This is a genomic window from Snuella lapsa (assembly GCF_039539345.1).
Lineage (GTDB): Bacteria > Bacteroidota > Bacteroidia > Flavobacteriales > Flavobacteriaceae > Snuella > Snuella lapsa.
The window spans coordinates 15,920-40,869 of record NZ_BAABCY010000015.1; the positions used below are offsets into that span (position 1 = coordinate 15,920).

The 24,950-nt window shown below is 35.5% G+C and carries 17 protein-coding genes; 2 read left to right on the forward strand and 15 right to left on the reverse strand.

Features of this window, described 5'->3' with window-relative positions; all coding sequences use genetic code 11:
- Nucleotides 1–265 precede the first annotated feature (265 nt).
- The 3 genes from ABD792_RS02105 to ABD792_RS02115 all read right to left on the reverse strand — a co-directional run bounded on the left by ABD792_RS02105 (nucleotide 266) and on the right by ABD792_RS02115 (nucleotide 4,471).
- Nucleotides 266–3,688: a VIT domain-containing protein gene (locus ABD792_RS02105; RefSeq protein WP_345004089.1), complete on the reverse strand. Its 3,423-nt coding sequence runs from the start codon at nucleotides 3,686–3,688 to the stop codon at nucleotides 266–268.
- Nucleotides 3,689–3,716: 28 nt separating this feature from the next.
- Nucleotides 3,717–3,854 carry a hypothetical protein gene (locus ABD792_RS02110; protein ID WP_345004090.1) on the reverse strand — a complete coding sequence of 46 codons (138 nt, stop codon included), beginning with the start codon at nucleotides 3,852–3,854 and terminating at the stop codon, nucleotides 3,717–3,719.
- An 80-nt stretch (nucleotides 3,855–3,934) separates the two neighbouring features.
- A complete protein-coding gene (locus tag ABD792_RS02115; RefSeq protein ID WP_345004091.1) occupies nucleotides 3,935–4,471 on the reverse strand; it encodes a hypothetical protein in 537 nt (178 codons plus the stop codon).
- A gap of 455 nt (nucleotides 4,472–4,926) precedes the next feature.
- On the opposite strand from ABD792_RS02115, the gene ABD792_RS02120 reads away from it, so the two are divergent.
- The gene (locus ABD792_RS02120) at nucleotides 4,927–5,364 is read left to right on the forward strand and encodes a hypothetical protein (protein WP_345004092.1); all 438 of its coding nucleotides are present in this window, start codon (nucleotides 4,927–4,929) and stop codon (nucleotides 5,362–5,364) included.
- A gap of 484 nt (nucleotides 5,365–5,848) precedes the next feature.
- Nucleotides 5,849–6,400 carry a response regulator gene (locus ABD792_RS02125; protein ID WP_345004093.1) on the forward strand — a complete coding sequence of 184 codons (552 nt, stop codon included), beginning with the start codon at nucleotides 5,849–5,851 and terminating at the stop codon, nucleotides 6,398–6,400.
- Nucleotides 6,401–6,537: 137 nt separating this feature from the next.
- Here the strand turns inward: ABD792_RS02125 and trxB are convergent, their stop codons facing one another.
- The 12 genes from trxB to ABD792_RS02185 form a co-directional block, all read right to left on the reverse strand.
- Nucleotides 6,538–7,500 carry a thioredoxin-disulfide reductase gene (gene trxB, locus ABD792_RS02130; RefSeq protein ID WP_345004095.1) on the reverse strand — a complete coding sequence of 321 codons (963 nt, stop codon included), beginning with the start codon at nucleotides 7,498–7,500 and terminating at the stop codon, nucleotides 6,538–6,540.
- A gap of 12 nt (nucleotides 7,501–7,512) precedes the next feature.
- Nucleotides 7,513–9,027, reverse strand: a complete 1,515-nt coding sequence (locus ABD792_RS02135) for an aminotransferase class V-fold PLP-dependent enzyme (RefSeq protein WP_345004097.1) — start codon at nucleotides 9,025–9,027, stop codon at nucleotides 7,513–7,515.
- Between the two features lie 100 nt (nucleotides 9,028–9,127).
- The gene (locus ABD792_RS02140; RefSeq protein ID WP_345004100.1) at nucleotides 9,128–10,141 is read right to left on the reverse strand and encodes a thioredoxin-like domain-containing protein; all 1,014 of its coding nucleotides are present in this window, start codon (nucleotides 10,139–10,141) and stop codon (nucleotides 9,128–9,130) included.
- 48 nt (nucleotides 10,142–10,189) lie between these two features.
- Entirely contained in the window at nucleotides 10,190–12,148 is a 1,959-nt protein-coding gene (locus tag ABD792_RS02145; RefSeq protein ID WP_345004102.1) for a protein-disulfide reductase DsbD family protein, read from the reverse strand.
- A gap of 30 nt (nucleotides 12,149–12,178) precedes the next feature.
- Nucleotides 12,179–12,628: a protein-disulfide reductase DsbD domain-containing protein gene (locus tag ABD792_RS02150; RefSeq protein WP_345004105.1), complete on the reverse strand. Its 450-nt coding sequence runs from the start codon at nucleotides 12,626–12,628 to the stop codon at nucleotides 12,179–12,181.
- A gap of 320 nt (nucleotides 12,629–12,948) precedes the next feature.
- The gene (locus ABD792_RS02155) at nucleotides 12,949–15,756 is read right to left on the reverse strand and encodes a M16 family metallopeptidase (RefSeq protein WP_345004107.1); all 2,808 of its coding nucleotides are present in this window, start codon (nucleotides 15,754–15,756) and stop codon (nucleotides 12,949–12,951) included.
- Nucleotides 15,757–16,181: 425 nt separating this feature from the next.
- Nucleotides 16,182–16,469 carry a hypothetical protein gene (locus ABD792_RS02160; RefSeq protein WP_345004109.1) on the reverse strand — a complete coding sequence of 96 codons (288 nt, stop codon included), beginning with the start codon at nucleotides 16,467–16,469 and terminating at the stop codon, nucleotides 16,182–16,184.
- Nucleotides 16,470–16,559: 90 nt separating this feature from the next.
- Nucleotides 16,560–17,069 (reverse strand): SRPBCC family protein, encoded by a 510-nt coding sequence (locus ABD792_RS02165; protein WP_345004110.1) that lies wholly within the window; start codon nucleotides 17,067–17,069, stop codon nucleotides 16,560–16,562.
- Between the two features lie 85 nt (nucleotides 17,070–17,154).
- On the reverse strand, nucleotides 17,155–18,396 hold the full coding sequence (locus tag ABD792_RS02170) for a thioredoxin family protein (RefSeq protein WP_345004111.1): 1,242 nt from the start codon (nucleotides 18,394–18,396) through the stop codon (nucleotides 17,155–17,157).
- 139 nt (nucleotides 18,397–18,535) lie between these two features.
- Entirely contained in the window at nucleotides 18,536–19,945 is a 1,410-nt protein-coding gene (locus ABD792_RS02175; RefSeq protein ID WP_345004113.1) for a RagB/SusD family nutrient uptake outer membrane protein, read from the reverse strand.
- Between the two features lie 11 nt (nucleotides 19,946–19,956).
- A complete protein-coding gene (locus tag ABD792_RS02180; RefSeq protein WP_345004114.1) occupies nucleotides 19,957–23,103 on the reverse strand; it encodes a SusC/RagA family TonB-linked outer membrane protein in 3,147 nt (1,048 codons plus the stop codon).
- A 138-nt stretch (nucleotides 23,104–23,241) separates the two neighbouring features.
- Nucleotides 23,242–24,687, reverse strand: a complete 1,446-nt coding sequence (locus ABD792_RS02185) for a DUF6242 domain-containing protein (protein WP_345004115.1) — start codon at nucleotides 24,685–24,687, stop codon at nucleotides 23,242–23,244.
- Between the last annotated feature and the right edge of the window lie 263 nt (nucleotides 24,688–24,950).

Genomic DNA, 24,950 nt, shown 5'->3' on the forward strand with positions numbered 1-24,950 from the left:
AAATGTCACTTTCATCTAAGAAACTGAATTTCCTAATAGATGCTATAAATTAGATTGTCTAAATAATTAATATCATAAAAGCTAGCAATTTATTTAACTTTCTTGTGCAACGAAATATTTTGCTTGCTTTTAATTTCCCTTTAGGGTGGTTATACACATAAAAAAAGTTTGTAGGACCACTTACTATAGGACCCCTGATAAAAACTGACATGTTATAAAACCAGACATTAAAACGTTAATGATACTTTATTTAGTAGCAGATTTTTTAGTTCTCAAATTTTAAATTTCCAACCTCAATCTCATCTTCTTCCTTGTCCAACCTTACAATAATAGTTTCCTTTTGTTCATTAGGTTTGGCGTAATTCGTAAATAAGGTTACTTTTAAAACTGTTGGTCCAGATATTTTCTGAACATTATCCGAAAAATAATCTACCATAACTTTGTAATTACCCCTTATTGCATTTTTAAGTATAAAGGATTCTGGACCATAGCCTTCGGTTAAATCTTCAGACATTCTTCCTCCAATTTTAGTTTTAGAGTGACTGAAGTATGCTTTTTCGTTATTAGGGTCAATCACCCATAAATCAATATCGGTATCGTTATGATTCCAATCAATAACCACTCTCAGATCCAATGGCATTTTAGAAAATCGCTGCTGTTGCTCATCACTCAATTTAAGCTCATCCCCATATTTGGATACCAGTCGGGTTAATTCCATAAATGCGATATGCTCTATGCCATAGAAGCGCTCATCTTCATCCTTCTCCAATAAATCCCCATTGTAGATTTTATATAGCAAGTCAAAGCTTTTTCGGATGTCTCCCGTATGTTCATATGCTAAAGCCAAGTCTCTATAAGATTGTGGCTCTTCTGGCCTTAAATCAAGAACTTTTTCATACACAAACACAGCTAAGCCATATTGTTTAAAGTATTCCAATTTATATGCCAATGCACGCATCAATTCATGATTATGAAGTTCGACCTCAACAAGGTTACTTAAAACCCTAATGGCTAATTCAGGAGCATTTCTTTGATCAAAGAAATCTGAAACATCGAGAAAAAAGGAAGGACTGTTGGCATATTTAATTCGTATATTCAAATAGGATTTGTATGCTGCTTCGATTGTCGATTCTCTATTCAAAATAGGAATATAGGGTGTATCTGGATTCCATGGTTTTAGTTCTATCTTTTCAGATATTTCTTCATTCAATTTATCAATAGCTTCTTGGTTTTTTTCTTTACCATCCTTAGTTACTATGATAATTAAACCATTACTGGCTCTTGAACCGTATAGAGAGGAGGCTGCTTCATTTTTTAATGTTTGAAGGGATTCTATATCTTCTGCTTTTAAGTTTGTTAAAGGATTCGTTTCTGAAACTACGCCATCCACAATATAAAGTGGAGAATTATTGGCTATAGATGCATTACCTCTTATTGCAGTTTCAGAATCGTTGGATTCTTCTGTTACCTGTACTCCAGAAACATGCCCAGCTAAAGATTGAGCAACTACAGTTGTAACAGAAGCTGTTACAGAGGCTCTTTTTTGAACGCCATAACCGACAACCACAACCTCATCCAGTGTCGAACTATCTTCTTCTAATTTGATGTTTATATTAGAATTTTCAGCAGTAATATTTTTTACTATATAACCAATATATGAAATCTCTAATTCCTCATTTTCTTCTGCGTTAATGATAAAATTACCATCAAAGTCTGTTTGGGTTCCCCGTGAAGTTCCTTTAACATAAATATTCGTTCCTGCTAATGGTATTCCTGAAGCGTCAAGCACTTGACCTCGAACCACTCGTTTTGTGGAGTCAACAAAAGTTCGATCTCTTTCTTGGTTTATTGGAGATGTGTTTTGCGAGCGAGAAGTTTCACTTACATCGATATTGTCGGTGTTGGTATTTCTCTCTTGTTGGTTTTGTGTTGTTTTTTTATTTTCACTAATCTTTAGCGGAAATTTAGTAGCATACCACTTTTTAATATCCTCATAATCACCAAACAAATCGGTTCTTCTTTCTTGTATTTCTTCTTCGTTTTCAGCTTTAAGGTCGTCTAAATCTTTGATTCGTTGTTTATACTCCTGTTTAAGTTCCTGTGGTGGTTCTATACGGTAACGCACATAATCTTCCAATCTATCCAATATAAGCATTGATGTATAATCTGAAATAAGATGATGCTGTTTTGAATGCTCAATTATAAGCTCTCTATTTTGTTTTTTATCACGATTTAGGTCTTTAAGCTTTTGTTTGGCCCACAGACGTTTTACCAATTTGGAACTTTCAGAAGCCCCAATAACAATTGGAATCCTCTGTGTGACTTTTCCACCATATCCAAATAAAAGTTCTATTTCCGTGTCTTTTGAAAACCTCCCTGTAATTGAGAAATCATTAGTAATATTGGTGTTTGTATTTGGGTAAACTTCTGTGACAGAAGTATTATTTGCTATTCCTAAAAATTGGAAGGTTTCATGTTTTAAAAGTTGAAGTGCATCTTGGTGTTGAAGTCGAATTAGATTAATATAGTTGCCTCCAGAATTAGTGGCAATGGTGCTGAGGTTACTGTGATTAGCAGAGACAATAGAATTAATCGTGTAAACCGGATTTTTATACTCTTTTGAGTAGATTCCTAAATTCGACAAGCAGTCTGAAAACAAAAGTGCTTCATCTGTATTCAGGTTTAAATTTTCAAAAAGGTTAAACGAAGTGCCGCCATCATAAGTAATAGTTTTGATATACTCCTTTAAACCTCTCCATTTTCCATTTCTAATTTTAAATATAGTATTGGAATGAACTGCATTACTGAAATTTATAAAGGTTATATCTATATCCTCCAAATAGTTGATGTAATTCCCCAATAGTTTTAATTCTTCTTCTAAATTTCGATTGCGCATGGAATAGGAAGCGTCCCAAAGAATAGTCACATTTTTTGGTTTTCCTTTTAATTTTAAATCAGGATTCAGGGTTTTGTTGATATAGAAATAGTCACTATAAGTTAGTATGTTTTCATGGCCAAACTTGTTTTGGATTTGAACAATTATCGGTTTATTCGGAATGCATCTTTTGTCCTCAAAATATGCCCTATACATATCCCCCTTTTTTCTGAAAAAGAAATTATTATAATCTATGTTTTCGATTGTCGGAGTTCTATTGGTATATGCTTCAATGGTCATTGAAAACTGATCAATAGTCTCATTAAAACTTAAAGGCAGCTCATAAATGAGTCTTTCACCAGAAGTGAATAATTCTTGTTCATAAGTGATTACAATATGCTTATATGATTTAGGCAGAATGGGATACACCCTGGCTTTATAATTATTGCCTTCTGTTTTTTCTAATAGCCCCGGATCTATATTTTGTCTCACTGTACTTTCATAGGCTACTCTTGCTAATTCTTTTTCAACTATTACGGCCTCACGTAGTTTTCCATTGACATCCATGGCAAAACGTGATACAGCTTGACCTTCCCCCAATGGAAATACTAATTCACCTTCTAATGTTCTATCCAATCCATTATAAAAGCTCATGTCATAGGTAGTAGTTGCAGAGTTTCCCGTGATGTTTACACTAATCTTCAACTGAGAAAGTTTTAGATTACTGGAATCATTTAAAATAACCTTTGGAGATTGTTGGGAAAATGCTAATGTAATCGTAAAAACAAATAAGAAGTGGATAATTAGTTTCATGGTCATGTTAATTTATTGAATTAAATCCCTATAATTTTCCACTGATAAAAAGGACAATGAGCAAAGAGACCTTTTGATAGGGTAATATTTTTCCATAGTCTTTATCAACATCATCCAGCATAAAGTTTCGAAACCAGGTGTTAAGGGCTTTTATAAATTCTATCATTGGTTAAGATTTTCTGGTAATTTATATACAATGTTCAGGAATAATGGCGGCTGCATTTCGATTGTGTTGTAGTGCATTTTTTATTTTAATTCAGTTTTAGTTTTTCCGTTTATTGTCAAGTATTTAACTTTTTTTAAATCTTCAAATTCCATAATCCTGAGTTTGTATGTTAATTCAAATGGACAGGTACAAGAACAATACATACCATAATTATGAAAAATTAAATCCAAAGTATTACCATTTTCAACACTTATATCAGCGAGGAAATCTTGGCAACAATTAGTGTAAGCAAGTATTGTTATATTCCATTCCTCTTTACTTTTTCCAATTCTAATGACTTTGTTTGGTTGGGGCATTTCACTTTCTCGACAGCCCTTAACATTAAAACTCTCAAAGAAAATCCCATAGCCTTTTGCTCCTTGTTGATTGGAGGTTTGGGTTAAAATATCATTCCCGATTAAAATATTGCGTGCATTGGGAGTTTCAAATACTATTGTGTCGGTCTTGTAAACTGCCTTCTCAGGATAATGCTTTATATTCTTCCGTATAAAGACCGTATCGTTTTGTCCGAAACAAGTTATTGATAAAAGTAAAAGAGTTAGTTTTAAATATCTCATTTTTCTAAAGCATAAAAACGGAACTGTCAGTTACAGAGTTATATACTAATTTTCGGTTTAGAAATGCCATTACATTTTTCATTTGAGGAATTTAGTGGTAATGTTCAAAGTGTAATTTACAAGTTTAATTCATAGAGTTAAATCTTCTGTAAAATAATATTCAGTCCAAGAATTCACTGTGTACTAATATAATGAATATGTAATATAATTCTTCTTTAATTTGAAATTATTTACCTTTATTGTTACTATTAGAAATAAGCATTACATTTTAAATGCCTTCATTAGCAAAACTATTATAGCCTTCTTTAGTTGTTATCAAACTGTCTAAATAGTTTGACTCATGAAATTCAGCTATTTTCTTAATTTTTTAATAGATAACCAAAATTAACGGTTTTTTAAGACGTAATTTAAAATAAAAAGCAGACCTTCGAACTTATTTAATTTGTGAGAAAAATATGTTAAATAAAGAATTAATTCCTACTACAAGAATACAAGAAAACATTAAGCGTACAATAACTGAATTAAAAAACACCAAACTTGAATATGTTGAAGTTAAGCTCAAAAAACAAAAGGAGGTAACGGATCTAAAAAAATCCATAAACAATCTTACACATAAAAAGAAAAATTGTGAACTCGAAAAAGCAAAACGGGCCAAACTACGCCTAGAATTGATTGATATAGAGAATCATATAAATGAAATTAATCTTAAGATTGAAGCCAAAAGAATACTGCTAAACCCTGAAAATAATTTATTAAAACAGATTTCAATTATGAAAGATAATTATAAAAGCTTTTCAAAAGACGAACGACGTATTCCAAATTTAAGGGCAATGGCTTATGAGGTGTCAAAAGAATTAGACGAGATTATAAAACACGTATCAGCCGTTTATTAGTGTACCCAATACTTAAAACTAAACCACTATGGACTGAAAGTCCATAGGTTTGTTACACATATGAGTTGTTCGATTATATAAAACTCACAATAGCTGAGCCATTTCTTGATATTTAAACCTTCCATTTTATGCAATTCAAGAACCTGTTTACAAACTGGAGGTGACGCAGTTATTATTTTACTTAGTCTTTTGGAACGCATTTTAGGAAGAGTCGTTGCTTCCTAAGTATCCTCTATAAAACAAGTGCAAAGGTTAAAATTAAAAAATCACTAAGTTTACTTGAGCGGCCTTTTTGTTTTTAGAATAGTCCCTCAGATTCACTGTTCTTCTTTTTTGACTCTACAACTTTTAAATTGACCATAAATTTCTAAGGAAACACCTTAACAAATTCAAGGCGTTTCCCTCACACTGTTTCGTACAAACCTAATAGATTAGCCCCGTTTGCTAAAATCCAGCAAATAGCACATTATAAATCGTTATTGTTATGATTCAACCGTTAAATGTTCTCATCATAGAAAATTACCCCATTATCATTGAAGCTTATAAAATGGCTCTAAACCAAACTGCTTCAGGAAACAACACATTCGAATTTAATATAGATATTGCTCATGATTATATTGCTGCCGACATAAAAATTAATGAAACATTACAGGAAGCTCCTTATGATATGGTTCTATTAGACTACAATTTACATAGTACCAATAGACCCGAAATACCATCGGGGATTGACCTGGGAATTAAAATAAAACAACTAAATCCTCGTACAAAATTCATCATTTTAACATCTGAAGATGATGACCGAAAACTTTACAACAACATTAAAATGCTAAAACCTCATGGTTTTTTAATTAAAAATGACTTTTTGTATGAAGATTTAATACAGGCTTTAACGAATGTACTTCATGGTATGCATTACTACAGCAACATCGTTAGCAATATTTTAAGAAATTATAAGTCTGACCAAATTATATTAGATATGGTAGATAATAACGCTTTTAATGATTTGCTTACTGAAGCAGAAATAAAGCTTTTATAATATAATTCTACTTCTTTCTAAAATCATTTTGTTAATATAACAATAACTCACGCACAGCTTCCAAACCATTTATATATATAACAAAAGCAATGTGAAAACACATTGCTTTTGTTATATTCAAAACTAGGTTAATTATTTTAAACGTGAACCTCAGCTTCCTTAGCTGCCAAATACCGTTCTGCATCCAATGCTGCCATACAACCGGTACCTGCTGCCGTCACTGCCTGGCGGTACACGTGGTCGGCCGCATCGCCCGATACAAAAACACCCTCTACATTGGTCCTAGAGGTACCTGGTACATTAATAATATAGCCCGTTTCATCCAGTTCCAAATAGTCCTTAAAGATATCGGTGTTGGGCTTATGCCCTATAGCAACGAAAAAGCCTGTGGCGGGTATCTCGCTAACAGCTCCTGTGACATTGTTCTTTACGCGAACGCCCGTTACCACCTGACCGTCACCTAAAACCTCATCGGTATTGGTGTTGAAAAGGATATCGATGTTCTCGGTGTTCCTTACCCTGGCCTCCATGATCTTGGAGGCTCTAAACTCGTCCCTGCGGACAAGCATGGTCACCTTCTTACATAGCTTCGAGAGGTAGTGCGCCTCTTCGCATGCCGAATCGCCTGCCCCTACGATCACCACTTCCTGGTTGCGGTAGAAAAAACCGTCGCACACCGCACAGGCCGAAACACCGCCGCCCAACTTCAAATACTTTTGCTCGGATTCCAACCCAAGGTACTTGGCCGAGGCCCCGGTAGAAATGATAACCGTATCACAATGGATCTCCTTGGTGTCGTTTACCCATACCTTATGGACGGGGCCTGAAAAGTCTACCTTTGTCACCCAGCCGTCTCGCACGTCGGTATCGAAGCGCTCCGCCTGCTTTTGCAGCTCAAGCATCATCTCCGGACCGGTAACGCCATCGGGGTAACCGGGAAAGTTCTCTACCTCGTTCGTTGTTGTTAATTGGCCTCCCGGTTGGGTGCCCTGGTACAGTACAGGCGACATATTGGCCCGTGCCGCATAGATCGCAGCGGTATAGCCCGCTGGTCCCGAACCTATGATTAAGCATTTTACATGTTCTATTGTTTCTGACATAACCTTTAAATATTATAAGTTAAACCATGTTTTAGTAATTTCCTTTTCTACTACTTTGTTACCTTTATGGATAAATTCATTTTTCGATGCATTATATTCATAATCTGCCTCCCAAACCTTTATGTTTTTGGCCACCTGTTTAATCGCATTACATATAAAATCAATTTCATCGTTGGTCATCGTTGGATGGATCGACATACGTATCCATCCCGGTCTTTCAATCAGGCATCCTTCTAAAATCTTTTGTTCAATGGCTTTTGATTTTGGTAAATCAACGTTGAGCAAGAAGTGTCCATAAGTACCAGCACAAGAACATCCACCCCTGGTTTGAACCCCAAAACGATCGTTCAATAACTTTACGACCAAATTATAATGTGCATCGTCAATATAGAATGAAAACACACCTAAACGATCTATCTGCTTTTCTGCAAGAATATGCAAGTTCTTAATCTTAGAAAGTGCTTTAAATATGCGCTTGTTCAATTCATGTTCACGATCTAAAATTTGCTTTACGCCCATTTGCTCTTTTAAACGAACGGCCAATGCAATACGAATGGCCTGCAAAAACCCTGGAGTACCACCGTCCTCACGGGTTTCGATATCATCTATATAATCATGGTCTCCCCATGGATTCGTATAGGACACTGTACCACCTCCTGGGTTATCGGGAACCATGTTCTTATATAGTTTCTTATTAAAGATAAGTACACCCGATGCTCCTGGACCTCCTAAAAATTTATGTGGTGAAAAAGTAATAGCATCCAAATATTCCTCATCATTTTCAGGATGCATATCTATTGTAACATAGGGAGCCGAACAGGCAAAATCAACAAAACACAACCCATTATATTTATGTACTAGTCCAGCAATCTTATGATAATCAGTTTTTATTCCTGTAACATTAGAACAGGCCGTTACCGAAGCTATTTTTATTGGACAATCGGCATGCTTTTGCAACAAAGCTTCAAAGCTTTTCAAACAAATAAGGCCTTCACTATTGCAAGGAATCACTTCTACCCTAGCTATTGTTTCCAACCATGAGGTTTGATTGGAATGGTGTTCCATATGAGAAATAAACACAATAGGACGTAATGTTTCAGGTACCTGAGTATAATCTTTGAGGTTCTCGGACACCTTTAAACCTAAAATACGTTGAAACTTATTAATTGCACCTGTCATTCCTGTTCCAACTGTAATCAACACATCATCCCCAGAGGCATTAACGTGTTTTTTAATAATATTTCTTGCGTCATGGTAAGCCATGGTCATGGCCGATCCCGTAATTGAGGTCTCGGTATGGGTATTTGCTACATATGGTCCTATCTCATGATGCAATTTGTCTTCTATTTGCTTATAAAGCCTGCCACTAGCTGTCCAATCGGAATAAATTATTTTTTGTTTACCATAAGGGGAAGTAAACTCTTGGTCAATTCCAACAATGTTATCTCTAAATGGTTTAAAATAGGATTCCAGATTTGAACTTTTAGTTTTTTTGAAAACGTTTTTAAGAGTATTGAGTGCATTCATAGTTTAAAAATTAACAAAGAATCACTTTAATACTTTTAAGGTATAAATTGTATTAAAGCAATTCTTTTCACTAAAACAATCAACTAAAACTATTTATCGTTTATATCTTTAGTTCAGTAAACAGATCTGTTAGTCGTTTATCTGAAGGCCTTGGAGCATCGGCAGACACAATGTTACCATCGGGACCAATTAAAATAAATCGGGGAATCCCTTTTATCTTATAATCTTGTACAAACTTAGATCTCCAGTCATTATCTGCTAACAATTGGGTACCTCCAAGTTCTTTATCGGCAATCATGGTTTTCCATTTTTCCCTATCAGCCTGTTTGTCTATGGAGATACTAACAAACTCAATATTCTTACCATGGTATTTTTCCTCCACTTCTTTTAAAAATGGAATTTCTCTTTTGCAAGGCCCGCACCACGTTGCCCACACATCAACATAAAGGTATTTTCCTTTTAAATCATCAAACGATGTTGTTCCTCCTGCATTATTTTCATAATCGGAGAATTTAGGCGATGGCATACCTGCTGCCAATACCGTTTTTGTATACTGCTTGTCTTCGTAATTTGTAACTACATATTTCTTAAGACCATCAATTTGTTTGCTTTGACCTGCTACAAACGTTGAATCCAAATTCTTTGTAGATTCCAATAAAACTGTCATCGATTCAAAAACGGCATTCGTCTCTTTTTCAAAATCGGACTTTTCTAAATCGTACAGATCAAAATTATAAAGTACTTTTTCTTGTAACAGAGCTTTTTGCGCCAGATAATTGTTGACGGCTTCTCCAATACCGGAATAAGTGATCGTTTCATCAAATTGTTTGGTATCTAATGTTAATTTAATGTCAAATCCATTTTCTAAAAATATGGTTGTAGATTCCTTACCATCAAATAAGTTATAGGTACCTTTTTCAATTTTTAAAGTATCTGAGAAAGTGCCATCGGCCTTAACATCTATTTTCTTTTGATACGTTCTGGAACGCACCAATAAGGAATCTGAATTTTTATCGGTTATAGTTCCTGATAAGGTTACATAATCTTTTGGCGCTTGTTCTTTACAAGCTACAAATGCCAAAGCTATTGCAGCAACATACAGTGTTTTTTTCATTAGTTTAAGTTTTATTGTTTTTATTGGTTAGCTGTTATTTGATTATTTTTATTTACTAAAGTTGCTTATACCCTTTTTTAACCAAGCATGGTAATCATCTGCGTTTGGGGTATAAGCCACAGGGTCTATTAAATTATTTTCTTCGTGATCCATAAGTACATAAAATGGCTGTGAATTTGCCTTATACCGAATCGTTTGTAACTCACTCCACTTCTGACCAATGTATTTTAGCTTTTTCCCTGGTTTTAATTGAGATTCCACAACTTCATCATCTTGAAGTTTACGTTTATCGTCTACATACAATGAAATTAAAACGACATCGTTCTTCAAAATATTCAAAATACCCTCCTTGGGCCATACGTTCTGTTCCATTTTTCTACAGTTTACACATGCCCAGCCAGTAAAATCAATCATAACCGGCTTTCCTACTTTCTTAGCGTAAGCCAATCCTTTATCGTAATCATTAAACGCTAGTATATCATGGGGAGCCAATAAATGCGCTCCATCTGGTAGGTCACTGTGTGCATTTGCAGATCCCGAACCACTTACTACTTTAGAATATCCAACCCCATAAGGAGACTCGCTATATTCTAATGGAGGTGGAAATGCACTAATTAAGTTTAGAGGAGCACCCCAAAGTCCCGGAATCATATAAATAGTGAATGCCAACACAAAAAGACCTAACCCTAAACGCCCTACAGAAATATGCGTTAACGGGGAATCGTGTGGTAGCTGTATCTTTCCGAAAAGATAAAATGCCAAGGCTCCAAATATAGCTATCCAAATGGCTATAAACACCTCCCGTTCCAGAATATGGGCTTGCAGAACCAAATCTGCTTGTGATAAAAACTTAAACGCTAAAGCCAGTTCTAAAAACCCTAAAACTACTTTCACTGTATTTAGCCATCCTCCTGATCTGGGTAGGGAATTCAACCACCCTGGGAAAGCTGCAAACAGTGCAAAGGGCAAGGCTATAGCCAATGAGAACCCCAACATGCCAATGATAGGAGCCAATCCTCCCTTGGAAGCAGCTTCTACTAACAAGGTTCCTACAATAGGGCCTGTACAGGAGAAGGATACTATTGCCAATGCTAGAGCCATGAAGAAAATACCAATTAGGCCTCCTCTATCGGCTTGAGAGTCTACTTTGTTGGCCCAAGAATTGGGTAGCATAATCTCGAAAGCCCCTAAAAAGGACACTGCAAAAATTACCAATAGTAAAAAGAAGATGATATTAAACCATACATTGGTCGCTAACGCATTTAACGCATCTGCTCCAAAAATGGCCGTAACAGCAGTACCCAATAACACATAAATAACAATGATGCAGATACCGTAAATAATGGCATTTTTAATACCTGCTGCCTTTGTTTTGCTTTGCTTGGTAAAGAAACTAACTGTCATTGGAATCATTGGGAACACGCAAGGTGTTAACAAGGCTGCGAACCCCGATAAAAATGCTATGAAAAATATGGCCCATAATCCTTTTTTAGATTCTTTTCCTGATGCTGATTTAACCTCAGCACCAACCGATGATTCTGCTACACTAGCTTTTGCTTTACCTGAAAGCTCAAACACTAAATCTACTTCCGTTGGAGGCGAACAACGTTCATCGTCGCAAATCATAAATTCAACAATTGCGTCTAATGTTGTTTTATCTCCTAAAATTTCTACCTGTTGCTTAAATACGGCTTTGTTTTCAAAATACTTAATTTCCATTTCAAAAACAGGATCATTCACCGTATGACCTTCCTCTTCTGTAGTGTTGCCTATTATTTTAAAAGCTCCATTGGCGTCATCATAGATAAAACTAGTTGGTATGGGACCACCGTCTGGCACCGCTTGAGAGTATAAATGAAACCCAGATGGAATAACAGCTGTTGTTATTAAATTATATTCGGTATCAGACAGTTTTTCTACAGAGGTCTTCCATTTCACTTCTGGAATCATCTGTGAGAAACTAAAAAAGCTAATTAGAAGTAGTAGTGAAGTAAGGAATCTTTTCATTGCTATCTTGGTTGTTAAAAATAGTTTCAATTATTGTACGACTTTAAACTCTAAATCGACTTCATTTGGAGGCAAACACTGGGTATCGTTACACACCATAAATTCTACGGTTGCTTTTACATCAAAATCTTCTTTAGATTTTAATTTAATACGCTGTTTAAAATCTGCTTTATGTCCAAAATATTTAATGCGCATCCCAAAAACAGGATCGTCTATTACATGTCCCTTGCCTTCACTTGTGTTGCCCTTTTTTAGGTAATTGCCATTACCTTCAAAAACAAATTTTGTTGGAACGGGACCATCGTCAGGCACAGACTGTGAATATAAATGCCACTCTCCTTCGATGGTTGCTGTTGCTACTAATTCGTATTCTGTATCAGAAATCTTAACGGTTTTGGTCGTCCACTTTACTGGATTGTGGATTTGCGCCATAGCATTCATACTTATGCTTAAAATCAGTAATACAATTATTTTTTTCATCTGTTAATATTTATTGTTTTTAGTGGTCATATGCGATGCCCAATTATCATATGGATTAGGTTTGCAACCTTTTGCTAATGTGCATTTCATGCAGTTGTAATTATTATTTTTTTAAGATATCATGTAACACCTATACCCCATTCAGGTAATTAAATTTTAGCTAAGGGTATTACATTTCTCCAATTTATTTAGGTCTCATTTAGTTTTTTAAGAGGGGGAGGATGTTACCTGCCCCCTCTTTAAGCTTCTTCACTTATTTTGAGTGACTAATTCAAATATATCGGTTTATTAAAAAAGTTTAGTGAATGAAGCGTATTAATTTATTCTTTAGGTTTAATTATGATCTCGTAAGATTTTGCATTATCCAGTACTTTCGTAGTAAATGCCTGCAATTGTTCTGCTGTTATACTCTTTACAATGTTTTCAAAATTCTCTGGATCATTCATATTGTATCCTTCTCGGTAGAATGCAGTTAACAAGTTCATGTCATAGCTATTAAAACCTTCTTGCTGCTTTCTTTCTTTTAAATAATTGGTAGTTGTTTTATCCAAATCCTCTTGGTTAATAGCTCCTTGAGCAATTTTTTTCAGTTCATTATGGGCTATTTCCGTAAGTTTTTCTACCTTATCGGGATTACAATCAAAACCTATTCCAACTCCCACCTCTTCTTTAGGACGCTTAGATACCCATGCACTAGCACCAGCTCCATAGGTACCTCCCTCTTCTTCCCTTAAGGTTTCTGTATATCGTAATTTTAGAATGTCGCCTAAAGCTCTAGCCAACATAACATTTTTTAAATTGTAATCAATCGTATTTTTGTAAGCAATTTTCACAGAACTCTTTGGATCTTCCATTGTTAAATACACATCTTTGTCGATTGTATTGCTAACCCAATTTACCGAATTATCCTGCCATTCCTCAACAATCTTGTTTGTAGGTATACTTGCTATATATTGCTCCAACAAAGGTTTTAATTGGGCTTCCTGAACATCGCCTACAATAAAAAATTCGAAATCGGCTGCATTGTTAAAGCGTTGCCCATAGATTGTTTTTATCTTATCGAAGTTTATTTCGCTTGCATATTCTTTAGTAAACAACCTATGCTTTGGGTTATTATCTCCATACAATGTTACAGTAACACTGTCTGCTATTTTTGAATTGATATCTTTCGACTTTCTGATGATATAATTATCTACCTGACCTTGGAACACTTTAAAAGCGTCTTCGTCAAATCGTGGTTTTACAAATCGTAGATAAACCATCTGTAGCATCGTTTCTACATCCTTCGTCACCGATGAGCCATTAACACTCTCACTTAAATTGGAAATACCCACACTTGTTGAAGCTGATTTTCCTGCCAATACTTTACTTAAATCGACAGCCGAATAGTCTCCAAGTCCTGATTTTTGTGCAATAGTTGTTGTGTATTCTGCTGATGGCAAATCCTCGTCTTCAACTAAAGAAAGACCTCCATAGCTTACAGCTCTTAATTTAACATCATTTTTATTTTTATCTGCAAACTTGTAATGTACTGTGATACCATTACTCAATTTATAAGTGGTTGAACCGATCGCTTCATTTTTATCTTCGGACACTATGTTACCAGCTGTTATGTTTACGCCAGAAATTAAGGTCTTACCGGCAAAACCATCGGTATATGGTTCGAGGGTTGCATCATTCTCTACATCTTGGATGATACGGGCGGCATCTTCCTCAGTTAAGTTGCTCCTGCCTTCTACCCCTATAACGGTAACGAATCTATTTTTTTTAGTGTATAACTCTTTTATTCTTTTATGAACTTCATCTTCACTTAATGTTTCGAATAAGGACTTAACAATAGCGTACTCGTCTTCTATGCCTATCATAGCATCGTTATCTAGATAGTTACGTTGCATCGTTTGCACTATGGCTCCATGACTGCGATCGTCTTCCTTAGATATTTGATTTTCGTAATAGTTCTTGAACTGTACTACGGTACGATCGATCTCTTCTTTTGTGAAACCAAACTTCACTGCACGGTTAACTTCTTCTAGCGCCGCTTTAAAGGCCTCATGCTGGTTATTTGGCTTAGGTGAAATGGTTACGCTAAACGTGTTCGCTGTTCTTGAATGTTTGCCATAATTAATCCAAGTTCCCAAAAAGGGAGCATCTGGTTTTTGTGTAACTTCTTTAATACGATCTGAAAACATACTCGTTATCATGCTATTTAACAAGGATTCTTTTAAATCGGCAACTGTTTCATCCTCCAAGGATCTTGGGTGTCTAATATTAAAACTTACCTGAGAGGTAGTCACTTCCTCATCCATCGCCATAGTATATAACATTTCATCATTATCCGGTATGTTTACGACAATACGTTCTTTTGGGTTTTCGACAGCTGGAATGTCCGAAAACAAGTCTTTAATCTTTTGCTCAATAGCTTCCACATCTATATCTCCCACAATAGCGATGGCCTGTAAATCGGTACGGTACCAATCATGATAAAAATCCCGTAAAGCTTTATACTCAAAATTTTCGACGACATCCATTAAACCGATGGGCATCCTATTTGCATATATGGTGTTATTAAAAAGAACAGGCAATTGCTTTTTAAATATCCTCATGCGTCCAGACTGGCGTGTACGCCACTCTTCTTTAATAACGCCACGCTCTGCATCAATCTCTTCATCGGTTAGCAATAAATAGTGAGACCAATCGTGCAATACCAATAAGCAAGTATCTATCAATGCTTCGGTAGTGGGAATATTGTTCATGTTATACACCGTTTCGTCAAATGATGTATACGCGTTAATGTCTTTTCCAAATACGGCTCCGTGTTTTTGAAGGGTATTTAAAATGCCTTTACCTTCAAAATTTTCGGTTCCATTAAATGCCATATGCTCTAAGAAATGTGCCAATCCTTGCTGTTCATCGTTTTCGAGTACAGATCCCACATTTTGAATGATATAATAACTAGCCGCATCTTTTACTACGTCTGTATTTTGAATATAATAAGTCATCCCATTGGGCAAAACTCCTTTTTTAATTTTTGTGTCTGCAGGCAATTTGTCCTTGAGGTTAGCGGTTTGCGACAAACCATTATATAAACCCAATACTAAAAATGCTAATACGGCAACTGTTTTTTTCATTTTTAAATTTTTAATACGTTTAGTTTCTTTTTTAATAAAACTTGATTACTTCTAAAAAGGGTGGTTTTAATTACGTTAATACTATGTTAATTTATCTTTTACATATTTTTGCTCCATTTTTAACACTACTATGGGAGCTTTTTATAACTATACTTCAAAACTAGTAGAAACCCCTACCCTAAATTTAATTTTTAAGATAATTTTATGAAATTAGAAATACGCCAATTCCCAATAAGACATAACCTTACAAGCGCTTTGACGAATACAACAAAACACCTTTCTAGGTGTAAAGTTATTTAATACCATAGAGGTGGTTATAGGGAATATTCCTTAATTTTAGACTTCTTTATCCTCTTATGTCTCAAGTAATAAAACAAGAAAAGGGACTTTTAAAGTCCCTTAAATATATCATTTACTTCTTATCCCTATTTGGTCTCTCGACTGGCCTTTATCTTTTTAAGTACGATTCTACCTAAAATAAAAACAGTTACAAGTACAACTCCTAACAAAACATAGGTTAATACAGGTGTATCTTCCTTTTGTTTTAACGGTGTGGAAGGCACCAATTTTATCATAGACATAGCCTCTTTAGGAATGATAGCCCCCTCTTCGCTATTAATTTTGGCTGCTGGCAAAATTTTGGCGGCTTTTATAGTTTTGGCTGTATCTTGCACAACTATTGAATCTTGTATGTTTCCTAAAAAAACTTTCATTGTGTTAATGTACTTTATTACAAAAGTAATTTTTTAAAACGATAATACCTCTGCAAAACTCGAATAGAAATATTAAAGATTGTTAAAATTTTAGTTTTCGAAATAATTTTTTAATCCTTCTAAAATGATTTTAAATTCGTTCGACACCTCCTTTTTAACCAATTTACCCTTAACACCATTATTAAGTCCATAATAAGCTTTAAGCGTTACTTTACTTCTATTGGGTCCATCATCTTGAATCTCAAAATAATAAAAATATCTAGAAAACCTATTGTCTGGGTTTATTACTTTTATGCCCAATTTATTCATTTTAGGAGCTATTATTGCCAACTCTTCTAAACGTTTGTTTCCGCTTTTAAAAACCACTTCCCGCTTTGGATTGCTAGCCTCCAATACAATTTTACTGGTTAGAACTAAATCACTTGCATATTCATTGGCATTGTTAAATGCTTTTAAATAATCGTAAACAGCATGAACCGGTGCCTTTATTTTTATTTGTTTGGTTACATTAGGAGGAATTTGTCTCGCAGGTGTCATTTGCGCATTCCCCGCTACAACTGTCAGCATTAAGACTGCAATTAGAATATAGGTTTTTGTCATTATATGATATATTAAAATAAGAGACCAAAAGCCCTGAGATTAAAGTTTAAATATCATCCGCCTTGGTCTCTTTCTACTTATTAGCTTAGTTTGTTTTTTTTGGGGTCATCCCAGTCATTTTCATCATAGGAACTGTATGGATTTTAGTTCCTGCCTTTTCGGCTTCTTTATCTGCTTTTTTAGCAGCAAGGGCTGCCAATTCGGCTTCGGTTTTATTTCCTAATTTACCAAGCACTTTACTTTTAGCCTCTAAAATGGCTACCTTATGCTCTACTCTTGTTTCTTTGGCTTCAGCTATTTTTAGCCACAGTAGTGCTTTTGCCCATGCGCGATCACTTTTGTACGTATCCATTACATTATTGGCATATTGAACAATTCTGTTAGAGCCTTCGGCAAGATTAAAGTTTACTATATATTCCAATGTACTTAGGTACTGTTCTTTATCTTCTAATCTTTTATACTTATTAGCCAAGAGTTTACCTAGTAAGACAGGAGCTTTATCGTAGTTTGATTGTTGTAAAAAAGTAATTAAACTGGTTTCTTTTTCTGTTTCAAAAGGTTTGTCCCCATACCAAAACGACCATGATTCTATTTGCTTGTCTATGGTCTTATAGAATTTAGCAGCTACCTCTTCATCACCAATAACTTTGGCTAATTTATCTTGATTATTAACTAAGAACTGAAATCCTTTTGATGTTGGGTCTTTCATAAAATACTTTACAACGTTCCAGTTTTCCTCTTTCAACAAGTCGTCATTAGACAATGACGCTAAATAATCATTGGCAACCTTAGTTTCCAATTCTTTATGATAGCCAAGTCTTAACGACACTAGATAATCATACATAAATGCCCCATCTCTATCTCCAGCATCGTAGCGCTTTTGTAGATTTTTGGCCATTTTATTTTCATCTAAAGCCATTTTAGAATAGTTCATAAATTCGTCCACGCCAAAGGCTCCTACCACACGGTGCACAATTTCTCCATCAGCATTAAAGTACAGCAAAGTTGGAAAAGCTTTTACCTCCCAGTCTAGTTTTAACTGGTTCCCTTCTCCTTTTTCCATATCCATTTTTACATTGATAAAGCTTTCGTTGAAAAAATCGGCTACTGCTTTATTTGTAAAAACATCTCTGTCCATAATTTTACATGGGCCACACCAGGTAGTATAAGCATCTACAAAAATGGGCTTGTTCTGTTTTTTGGCCATTTTTAATACTTTTTTCCATTTTGGTTGCTTTAAAAAGGCTATGTGATGTTCCTGGGCATTTACTGAAATACTTAAAATTAAGGCAAATGCCAGCACTATTGTTCTTGATACAATTTTCATGTGATATTTTTATTTTTTAAAATGGTTAAATGAAACTGCAGATATCCAAAATAATCATTACGCTATTGTGCATAAAGATCTCTTTAAACATTCCGTTTCTAATTATTTAATTTGTTTTAAATGTTCCTTTTTAATTAATTTAATTGGGATTTTGAACTAGAATACCTTCAGAAAGGTCAATCTCTCGCTGAGGAATAGGAAATACTTTTTGATTCTCTGTTAAATCGGGATTTCGTAATGGTCTGCCCGTTCTAATAAAATCAAAACGTCCGCGACCTTCAAAAGCGGTCTCAATATAGCGTTCGTTATAAAGTGCTGTTAACAAAGCATCTTTAGAAGCAAAATCACTTTCTTGAACGGGATTCAACCCGCTACGTTCCCTTATTTGATTTAATAAGCTTATGGCTTCGTCATTAACTCCCTCTAATTGGGTTAATGCTTCAGCTTTATTCAATAATACTTCTGCTAATCGAATTATCTGAACATCATCACGCTGTTCTGGGTTATTGAACTTGAATGTCGTCCTCTCGTTAATGGTATTGGGATTCGTAATATTAGGATTTCCCTGAAATATAAGTTCTGTTCTTCGTTTATCTGAAGGATCCATGCTTTCAATAAAATCATCTTCTACCCATATAAATTTGTTATAATAGTATATTGAATGCGTCCCGTATTGAAAGTTTCCTCCGTTTGAACTTACGGGGAGGCCAAAAATCACCTCATCACTAAAGGTAGAGGTTGTTCCCTCTGTATTAAGAGGAAAGAGATCCAATAGTTCTGGTTCTAACTTGTAATTGGTGTTTGCAATAACTGTATTGGATACCTCATTGCATGCATCATAATCTCTATGGTACAAATATACTCTCGATAGCATTGCCTGAGCTGTTGCTTTGGTCGCTCTAACACGTGTTTTCAACTGAGTCTCATATGTTTCAGGCAAACCCTGAACCGCATCTGTTAAATCTGATATAATTTGCGTATACACTTCTCCATTGGTGTTTCTCGGTATCAAATCGGATTGATTAAAGCCATCGTACGGGGTTAATTGCAATGGTACGCCCAACCCATTGTCGTTACCAGTTAGGGCACCATGTCCATAAAAACACAATAAAGCCCAATAGCAGTATGCCCTATTAAATTTAGCTTCTGCGATGTGTTGCTGCTCTAAAGTTTCATCATACTGTCCAAAAATGGGCACTTTGTCAATAAATACATTGGCCACATTAATAGCTTCGTAATACGACCTCCAAATATTCTCTACCTGACCATCCGTAGGCGTTAAATTTCCTCCAAAATAATTAGCATAAGAGCTTATAGGTGGTAATCCGACATAAGGTAATGAGGCATCGGGTATTACATGAGTAGGCCCTACTGAAGCCAGAAAAAGTTTGTGATAAAGATCTGAAATTGCCATTTCTGCAGTTTCTGCAGTTTCAAACACGTCTTTTTCAATATATACATCTGCAGGAGCCAAATCCAACTGACTATCACATGACATCACTCCTAAAAGCCCTATAAATACTATAATTTTAATTCGTACGTTTTTCATGATCCTTAACTTTAAAATCCAATATTTACACCTATACTATACGACTTCGACTGTGGTAATGTTAACTCGTCATAACCACTTAATAATGCCGATGAACCAAAGGCACTCACTTCTGGATCCAATCCAGAGTATTTTGTGAATGTTAATAGGTTGTTCGCTTGGATATAGATGGATGCACTCTTAAGAAAGTTATTTTCCAAAAATGATTCGGGCACATTATAGGTTAGACTAATATTCTTCAAGCGTATATAGGAACCGTCTTCTAAAAAGCGATTGGAATCACGTCCTGAAATATAATCGACCCTACTACCAAATCCAGTATTTTCAATAGATGCATTGTTTATACTTGGTATATCTGTTCTATGACCAACAATCTTCCAATAATCCAGTATGCCTGGACTCAAGTTATTTGCTTCTTTAGTTGAGTATGTATACTGTAAGGCTTTGGTTCCGTTGTATAACTGACTTCCATAAGAAAATGAAAAGAATGCTTCTAATTTCCAGTTTTTATATCTAAATGTATTAGTAAGTCCTCCAAAAAAATCTGGTAATGCATCCCCCATAGGCTTTCTTGCTATATGTGGATTATCTTTAATGGGAGAAAACCTAGAAGCTGGATGTACTTCACTTTGTGTGCCATCAGGATAATTCCAAAGCGGATTACCTGTTAATGGGTTTACACCTGCCCAATCGTATAAAAAGAACTGACCTGCTGGTTGGCCTTCGGCAAAATATTTATAGCCCAAAGCTGCACCTCCGGTATCACTCCCCTCAAAATTAAGTTTTAATATCTTATTGGTATTTCTGGAGATATTAAAATTAGTAACCCAACTAAAGTTAGCATTTGCTATGTTCTCCGTACTTAAATCAACCTCAAAACCACGATTTTCCATATCGCCAATGTTTTGTTGCTGTATGGCATAACCTTGATACCAAGGTACAGCCGAAGCATATAACAGATTGGTTATCTTTTTATAATAATAATCAACTGTAAGGCTCACCTTTTCCCCAAACAGATCCAAATCCAATCCTAAATCAATCGTTTTGGTACGTTCCCATTTAAGATTCGGATTATTAGGTTGTACAACTTGAAGTATTTCAGAACCTGAATAATATAACAAACGTCTATCACCAGCTCGTAGTAATTCGTACTGTCCCTGGTCTCCATAGTAGCCACTAGTTCCATCAATACCTGAAAAACCTATACTCCCCCTAAATTTTAGTTGATCCATCCAAGACACATCCTTTAGGAAAGCTTCTTCGGATGCACGCCATCCTAATGAAAAAGAAGGAAAGCCCACATAGCGATTGTTCTTACTAAAACGCGACGAGCCGTCTACACGGTAAGTGACTCCCGCCAAATACTTGTGATCATACTGATAGTTTAAGCGTCCGAATACAGAAAACAAAGCCCATTCCCTTATAATTGGCTCTGGATTTCCTCCAACTCGTCCCGCTTGGTATATATCCAATATATCGTCACTGGCAAAATCTCCTCCAAAAATAGAAGCTGATTCTTCTCTTGATGTTTCAAAACTCTGCCCTATAACACTGTTAATTGAATGGATATTATTAAATACCTTAACAATGGAAGCTGTATTATTTACTACAAACTTTTTGTTGTTCTTTTTGGTTTGTGTTGCGCTACCTCCTTCAAGATCAACAGGCCTGCTAATTAAGCGACTATAGGATTTGGAATTTAGTACATCTATACCCATTTCAGATTTTAACGTTAACCATCTAAAAGGTTTGTATTCCAAATACACGTTTCCAATAACACGATCGTCCTTCACATAATTCCTGTCTTTATATGCTTGGGCTAACGGATTATCTCTTAATCCATTAAGATTTGGTGAAAATCCAAACTTATAGGAACCGTCGTCGTTTTTTGCAGCTAAATTTGGAGCTTTTAATACGGCATTCCTATAAATACTTTGCGCATTCAACGCAGCGTTATCGGTATAGCTAATTGTTCCGTTTAAGCCTAGTTTTAACTTATTGGTCAACTTATAATCGGCATTACCTCGAAAGCTATATTTTTTATAATCCTGATTTACAATGTAGGCTTCTTGATTTAGATAAGATGCGCTAACAAAGTACTTCAACTTATCGTCACCTGCAGAAACAGATATATTTAAATTACTGGTAATACCCGTTTGTAACACACTATCCAACCAGTTCGTTTCGGCCTCTAACGGATAATTATTCCCTTCGGTATAAAGGTTGTAAAAATCGGAATATTGGCTTGCTGATAGTAACGATGGGGTATCTATTGGATCACTAAAGGTTGTGGTATAATTGAGGCTAATGCGTGGGGCCTTGGATGTTCCGTTTTTTGTTGTTATCAATATAACCCCGGCTGCTCCTCTTGAACCATAAATAGCCGTAGCATACGCATCTTTTAAAACCTCAATAGATTCTATATCGTTCATGTTTAACATAGCCAAAGGGTTTCTCTCGAATTCTGATTTATTCTCCAAGGTGCTGGCAACAAAAGTTCCACCAAAACCAGAGGCTAATACTGAGGATCTTTCAAAACCTACAGTATTATTGGATCTATTGGTGCCGTATACGGGCACGCCGTCTATCACTATTAAAGGGTTATTACTATTTGCATTTAGTGAGGTTATTCCCCTAATAGTAATGGCAGTAGCGCCTCCTGGTGCTCCCGAACTGGATATTACCTGCACCCCTGCAATTTTTCCTGCTAGTGCATTATCAAAGCTAGGGATGGTTTTATCAAGGTCTTTAGCTTTTATCGTTCCTATAGCTCCGGTTAGATTACGCTTTTCTTGAACACCATAACCCACCACTGTAATTAATTCTAAAGCTTCAACACTTGATTTTAAATATACTGTAAGTGCTTTTTTTTCAGTTACCTTAAGCTCTTTGGTCTCAAAACCTAAAGACGAAAAGATCAAAACGTCACCTACATTCAAGGCTATTGTAAACTTACCGTCAAAATCTGTAGCAACGCCTTTGGTCGTTCCTTTTACCAGAACTGTAGCCCCCAATACAGGTTGATTATCCTCTTCTGCAATGACCGTCCCCTGAATTTCAATAGCTTTTATCGTTTGAGCTTTGGTTATATTCTGTCCATAAAACAGGGATGTGCCAAACACCACTACAATTACCAATAAAATTGTCTTTTTAATCATTCCTTTTAACCGTTTTTTTAATCGATCCTCTCAATTTACTATAAAGTAAAAGGTATATTATTTAAAGATAAAGCATTCTTATTAAATCTAGCACTAACAAGAATGCCTTATCTCTTTAGTTTTAATACAGAAATTATTTTAGTCTAACTTGTTTAATTTTCCAGACCAAACATCTGTTAAAATAGAATATTCTATGGTGTCTACATAACCTTCGTCTGTGTAGGTTACAGCATCAACAGCTTCTCCTCCTACTATCCACAGGTTACCATCTTCATCTACGGTAACATCTGCATTACAACGAGCCTTAAAGTTAGCTGGTAAGGCTTTTTCGGCTGCTACCGTAGCCCATGTAACGCCACCATCTTCAGATACCAATATTTCATTTGTACACGTTCCATCAACCAATTGTCCTCCAAACATCCATACTTTATTATCGTACACCACAGTACTTGCCTTAATTCTTGCAGAAAAAGCACCGTCGGATACTTGTGTCCATGTAACGCCATCGGTAGACGACCATACGTCACTTAGTGGGTAACCATCCAATCCTAAGCCTCCTGCAACATACATCTTACCATCGTAAACGTAACCTGATGCCAGGGTTCTTTTTGGCATTTCTGAAGTATAATCTGAGCTTGCCGTAAAGGTAACACCGTCTGTAGACACAAGGGTAGTTGAACTAACACTAGCTGCTGGAAAGAATGGTGCTCCAATTGGTTTTGCCCCCGTAAAAGCTCCAAATCCGCCTTGTAAGTTTCCGCCATGTGCATAGATGCTTCCGTCTAAAACATAAACAGGTGCTAAGATTCTTGCAACATCCAATGCCGCTTCGGCCTTGGCCCAGTTAATACCATCTTCTGTTGTAAACAAATTGTTTTCCAACGTTGGTTGATCGGCACCCCAAGTATCGACTCCACTAACATACCCAACAACATAAGCTTTATTGCCTTCTACAATGATATTGTGGTCATATCCTACTGGAAAATCTCCTGTTGGTGTTTCTTCTGTCCAGGTAATACCATCTTCAGAACTGTATAGCGACGCTTCTGGTGAGCTTGAAAACCACTGGAATTTTTTCCCCACAACAACCCAATGCTTACCATTCAAGTAAAAGTACTCCTGAGTTTCATAGGTATTATCGAATGCATTTGGACTTTTTTGGTTCCATTGTACAGCTTCTGGATTTAACTGTGCTACATTTACTTCAACCGTATAGGTTCTTGTAGTTACACCATCCTCTGCAGTTGCTACGTAGGTGATGGTGTTACTAAAATCGTTAGCTGTAACACCACTGGTTTGGGCTACTCCATTTACAGTAATTGTAGATCCAGAAATAGCACTAAAATTGGCTATTAAACCACTAACATCAAACTGATAGGGCAAACTATCCACATTTTTAATCACAAATGATCCGTTATCTACCGTAAAAGGATAATCTTTAATTATATCGTTAGTAAACTCAAACGACAAAATACCCGTTAAATCACTTAAAGGATCATCTTTTTGACAACTTGTTGTTACAAGAAGCCCCCCTGCCAATACTATTATAGAGAATAGGCTCTTTAATTTTTGGTTTGTTTTCATAATTTTAAACAAAATTTAGATAGTTAATTAATTCTTTTGGCTACAATCAACATAACCTACTGTTAATAAAATATTTACATTTACTTAACGACAAACCTATAACTAATGGCTAATTAATATATAGGGACAAATCCTCATTTTTTATCTTTATATAGTTTATAGATTAGCTATTTTATAGTTTCTCTACAAAATTTAAGCACATATTGGGAACCTATTGAATAACACTTGATTCTTTCATTTATATTGGGTGAGCTTGTAAATGG

Excerpts from the sequence above, each read along its gene's own strand:
- ABD792_RS02105 (WP_345004089.1), bottom strand. The coding sequence starts at position 3,688 with ATGAAACTAATTATCCACTTCTTATTTGTTTTTACGATTACATTAGCA.
- ABD792_RS02110 (WP_345004090.1), bottom strand. The coding sequence starts at position 3,854 with ATGATAGAATTTATAAAAGCCCTTAACACCTGGTTTCGAAACTTTATG.
- ABD792_RS02115 (WP_345004091.1), bottom strand. The coding sequence starts at position 4,471 with ATGAGATATTTAAAACTAACTCTTTTACTTTTATCAATAACTTGTTTC.
- ABD792_RS02120 (WP_345004092.1), top strand. The coding sequence starts at position 4,927 with ATGTTAAATAAAGAATTAATTCCTACTACAAGAATACAAGAAAACATT.
- ABD792_RS02125 (WP_345004093.1), top strand. The coding sequence starts at position 5,849 with ATGATTCAACCGTTAAATGTTCTCATCATAGAAAATTACCCCATTATC.
- trxB (WP_345004095.1), bottom strand. The coding sequence starts at position 7,500 with ATGTCAGAAACAATAGAACATGTAAAATGCTTAATCATAGGTTCGGGA.
- ABD792_RS02135 (WP_345004097.1), bottom strand. The coding sequence starts at position 9,027 with ATGAATGCACTCAATACTCTTAAAAACGTTTTCAAAAAAACTAAAAGT.
- ABD792_RS02140 (WP_345004100.1), bottom strand. The coding sequence starts at position 10,141 with ATGAAAAAAACACTGTATGTTGCTGCAATAGCTTTGGCATTTGTAGCT.
- ABD792_RS02145 (WP_345004102.1), bottom strand. The coding sequence starts at position 12,148 with ATGAAAAGATTCCTTACTTCACTACTACTTCTAATTAGCTTTTTTAGT.
- ABD792_RS02150 (WP_345004105.1), bottom strand. The coding sequence starts at position 12,628 with ATGAAAAAAATAATTGTATTACTGATTTTAAGCATAAGTATGAATGCT.
- ABD792_RS02155 (WP_345004107.1), bottom strand. The coding sequence starts at position 15,756 with ATGAAAAAAACAGTTGCCGTATTAGCATTTTTAGTATTGGGTTTATAT.
- ABD792_RS02160 (WP_345004109.1), bottom strand. The coding sequence starts at position 16,469 with ATGAAAGTTTTTTTAGGAAACATACAAGATTCAATAGTTGTGCAAGAT.
- ABD792_RS02165 (WP_345004110.1), bottom strand. The coding sequence starts at position 17,069 with ATGACAAAAACCTATATTCTAATTGCAGTCTTAATGCTGACAGTTGTA.
- ABD792_RS02170 (WP_345004111.1), bottom strand. The coding sequence starts at position 18,396 with ATGAAAATTGTATCAAGAACAATAGTGCTGGCATTTGCCTTAATTTTA.
- ABD792_RS02175 (WP_345004113.1), bottom strand. The coding sequence starts at position 19,945 with ATGAAAAACGTACGAATTAAAATTATAGTATTTATAGGGCTTTTAGGA.
- ABD792_RS02180 (WP_345004114.1), bottom strand. The coding sequence starts at position 23,103 with ATGATTAAAAAGACAATTTTATTGGTAATTGTAGTGGTGTTTGGCACA.
- ABD792_RS02185 (WP_345004115.1), bottom strand. The coding sequence starts at position 24,687 with ATGAAAACAAACCAAAAATTAAAGAGCCTATTCTCTATAATAGTATTG.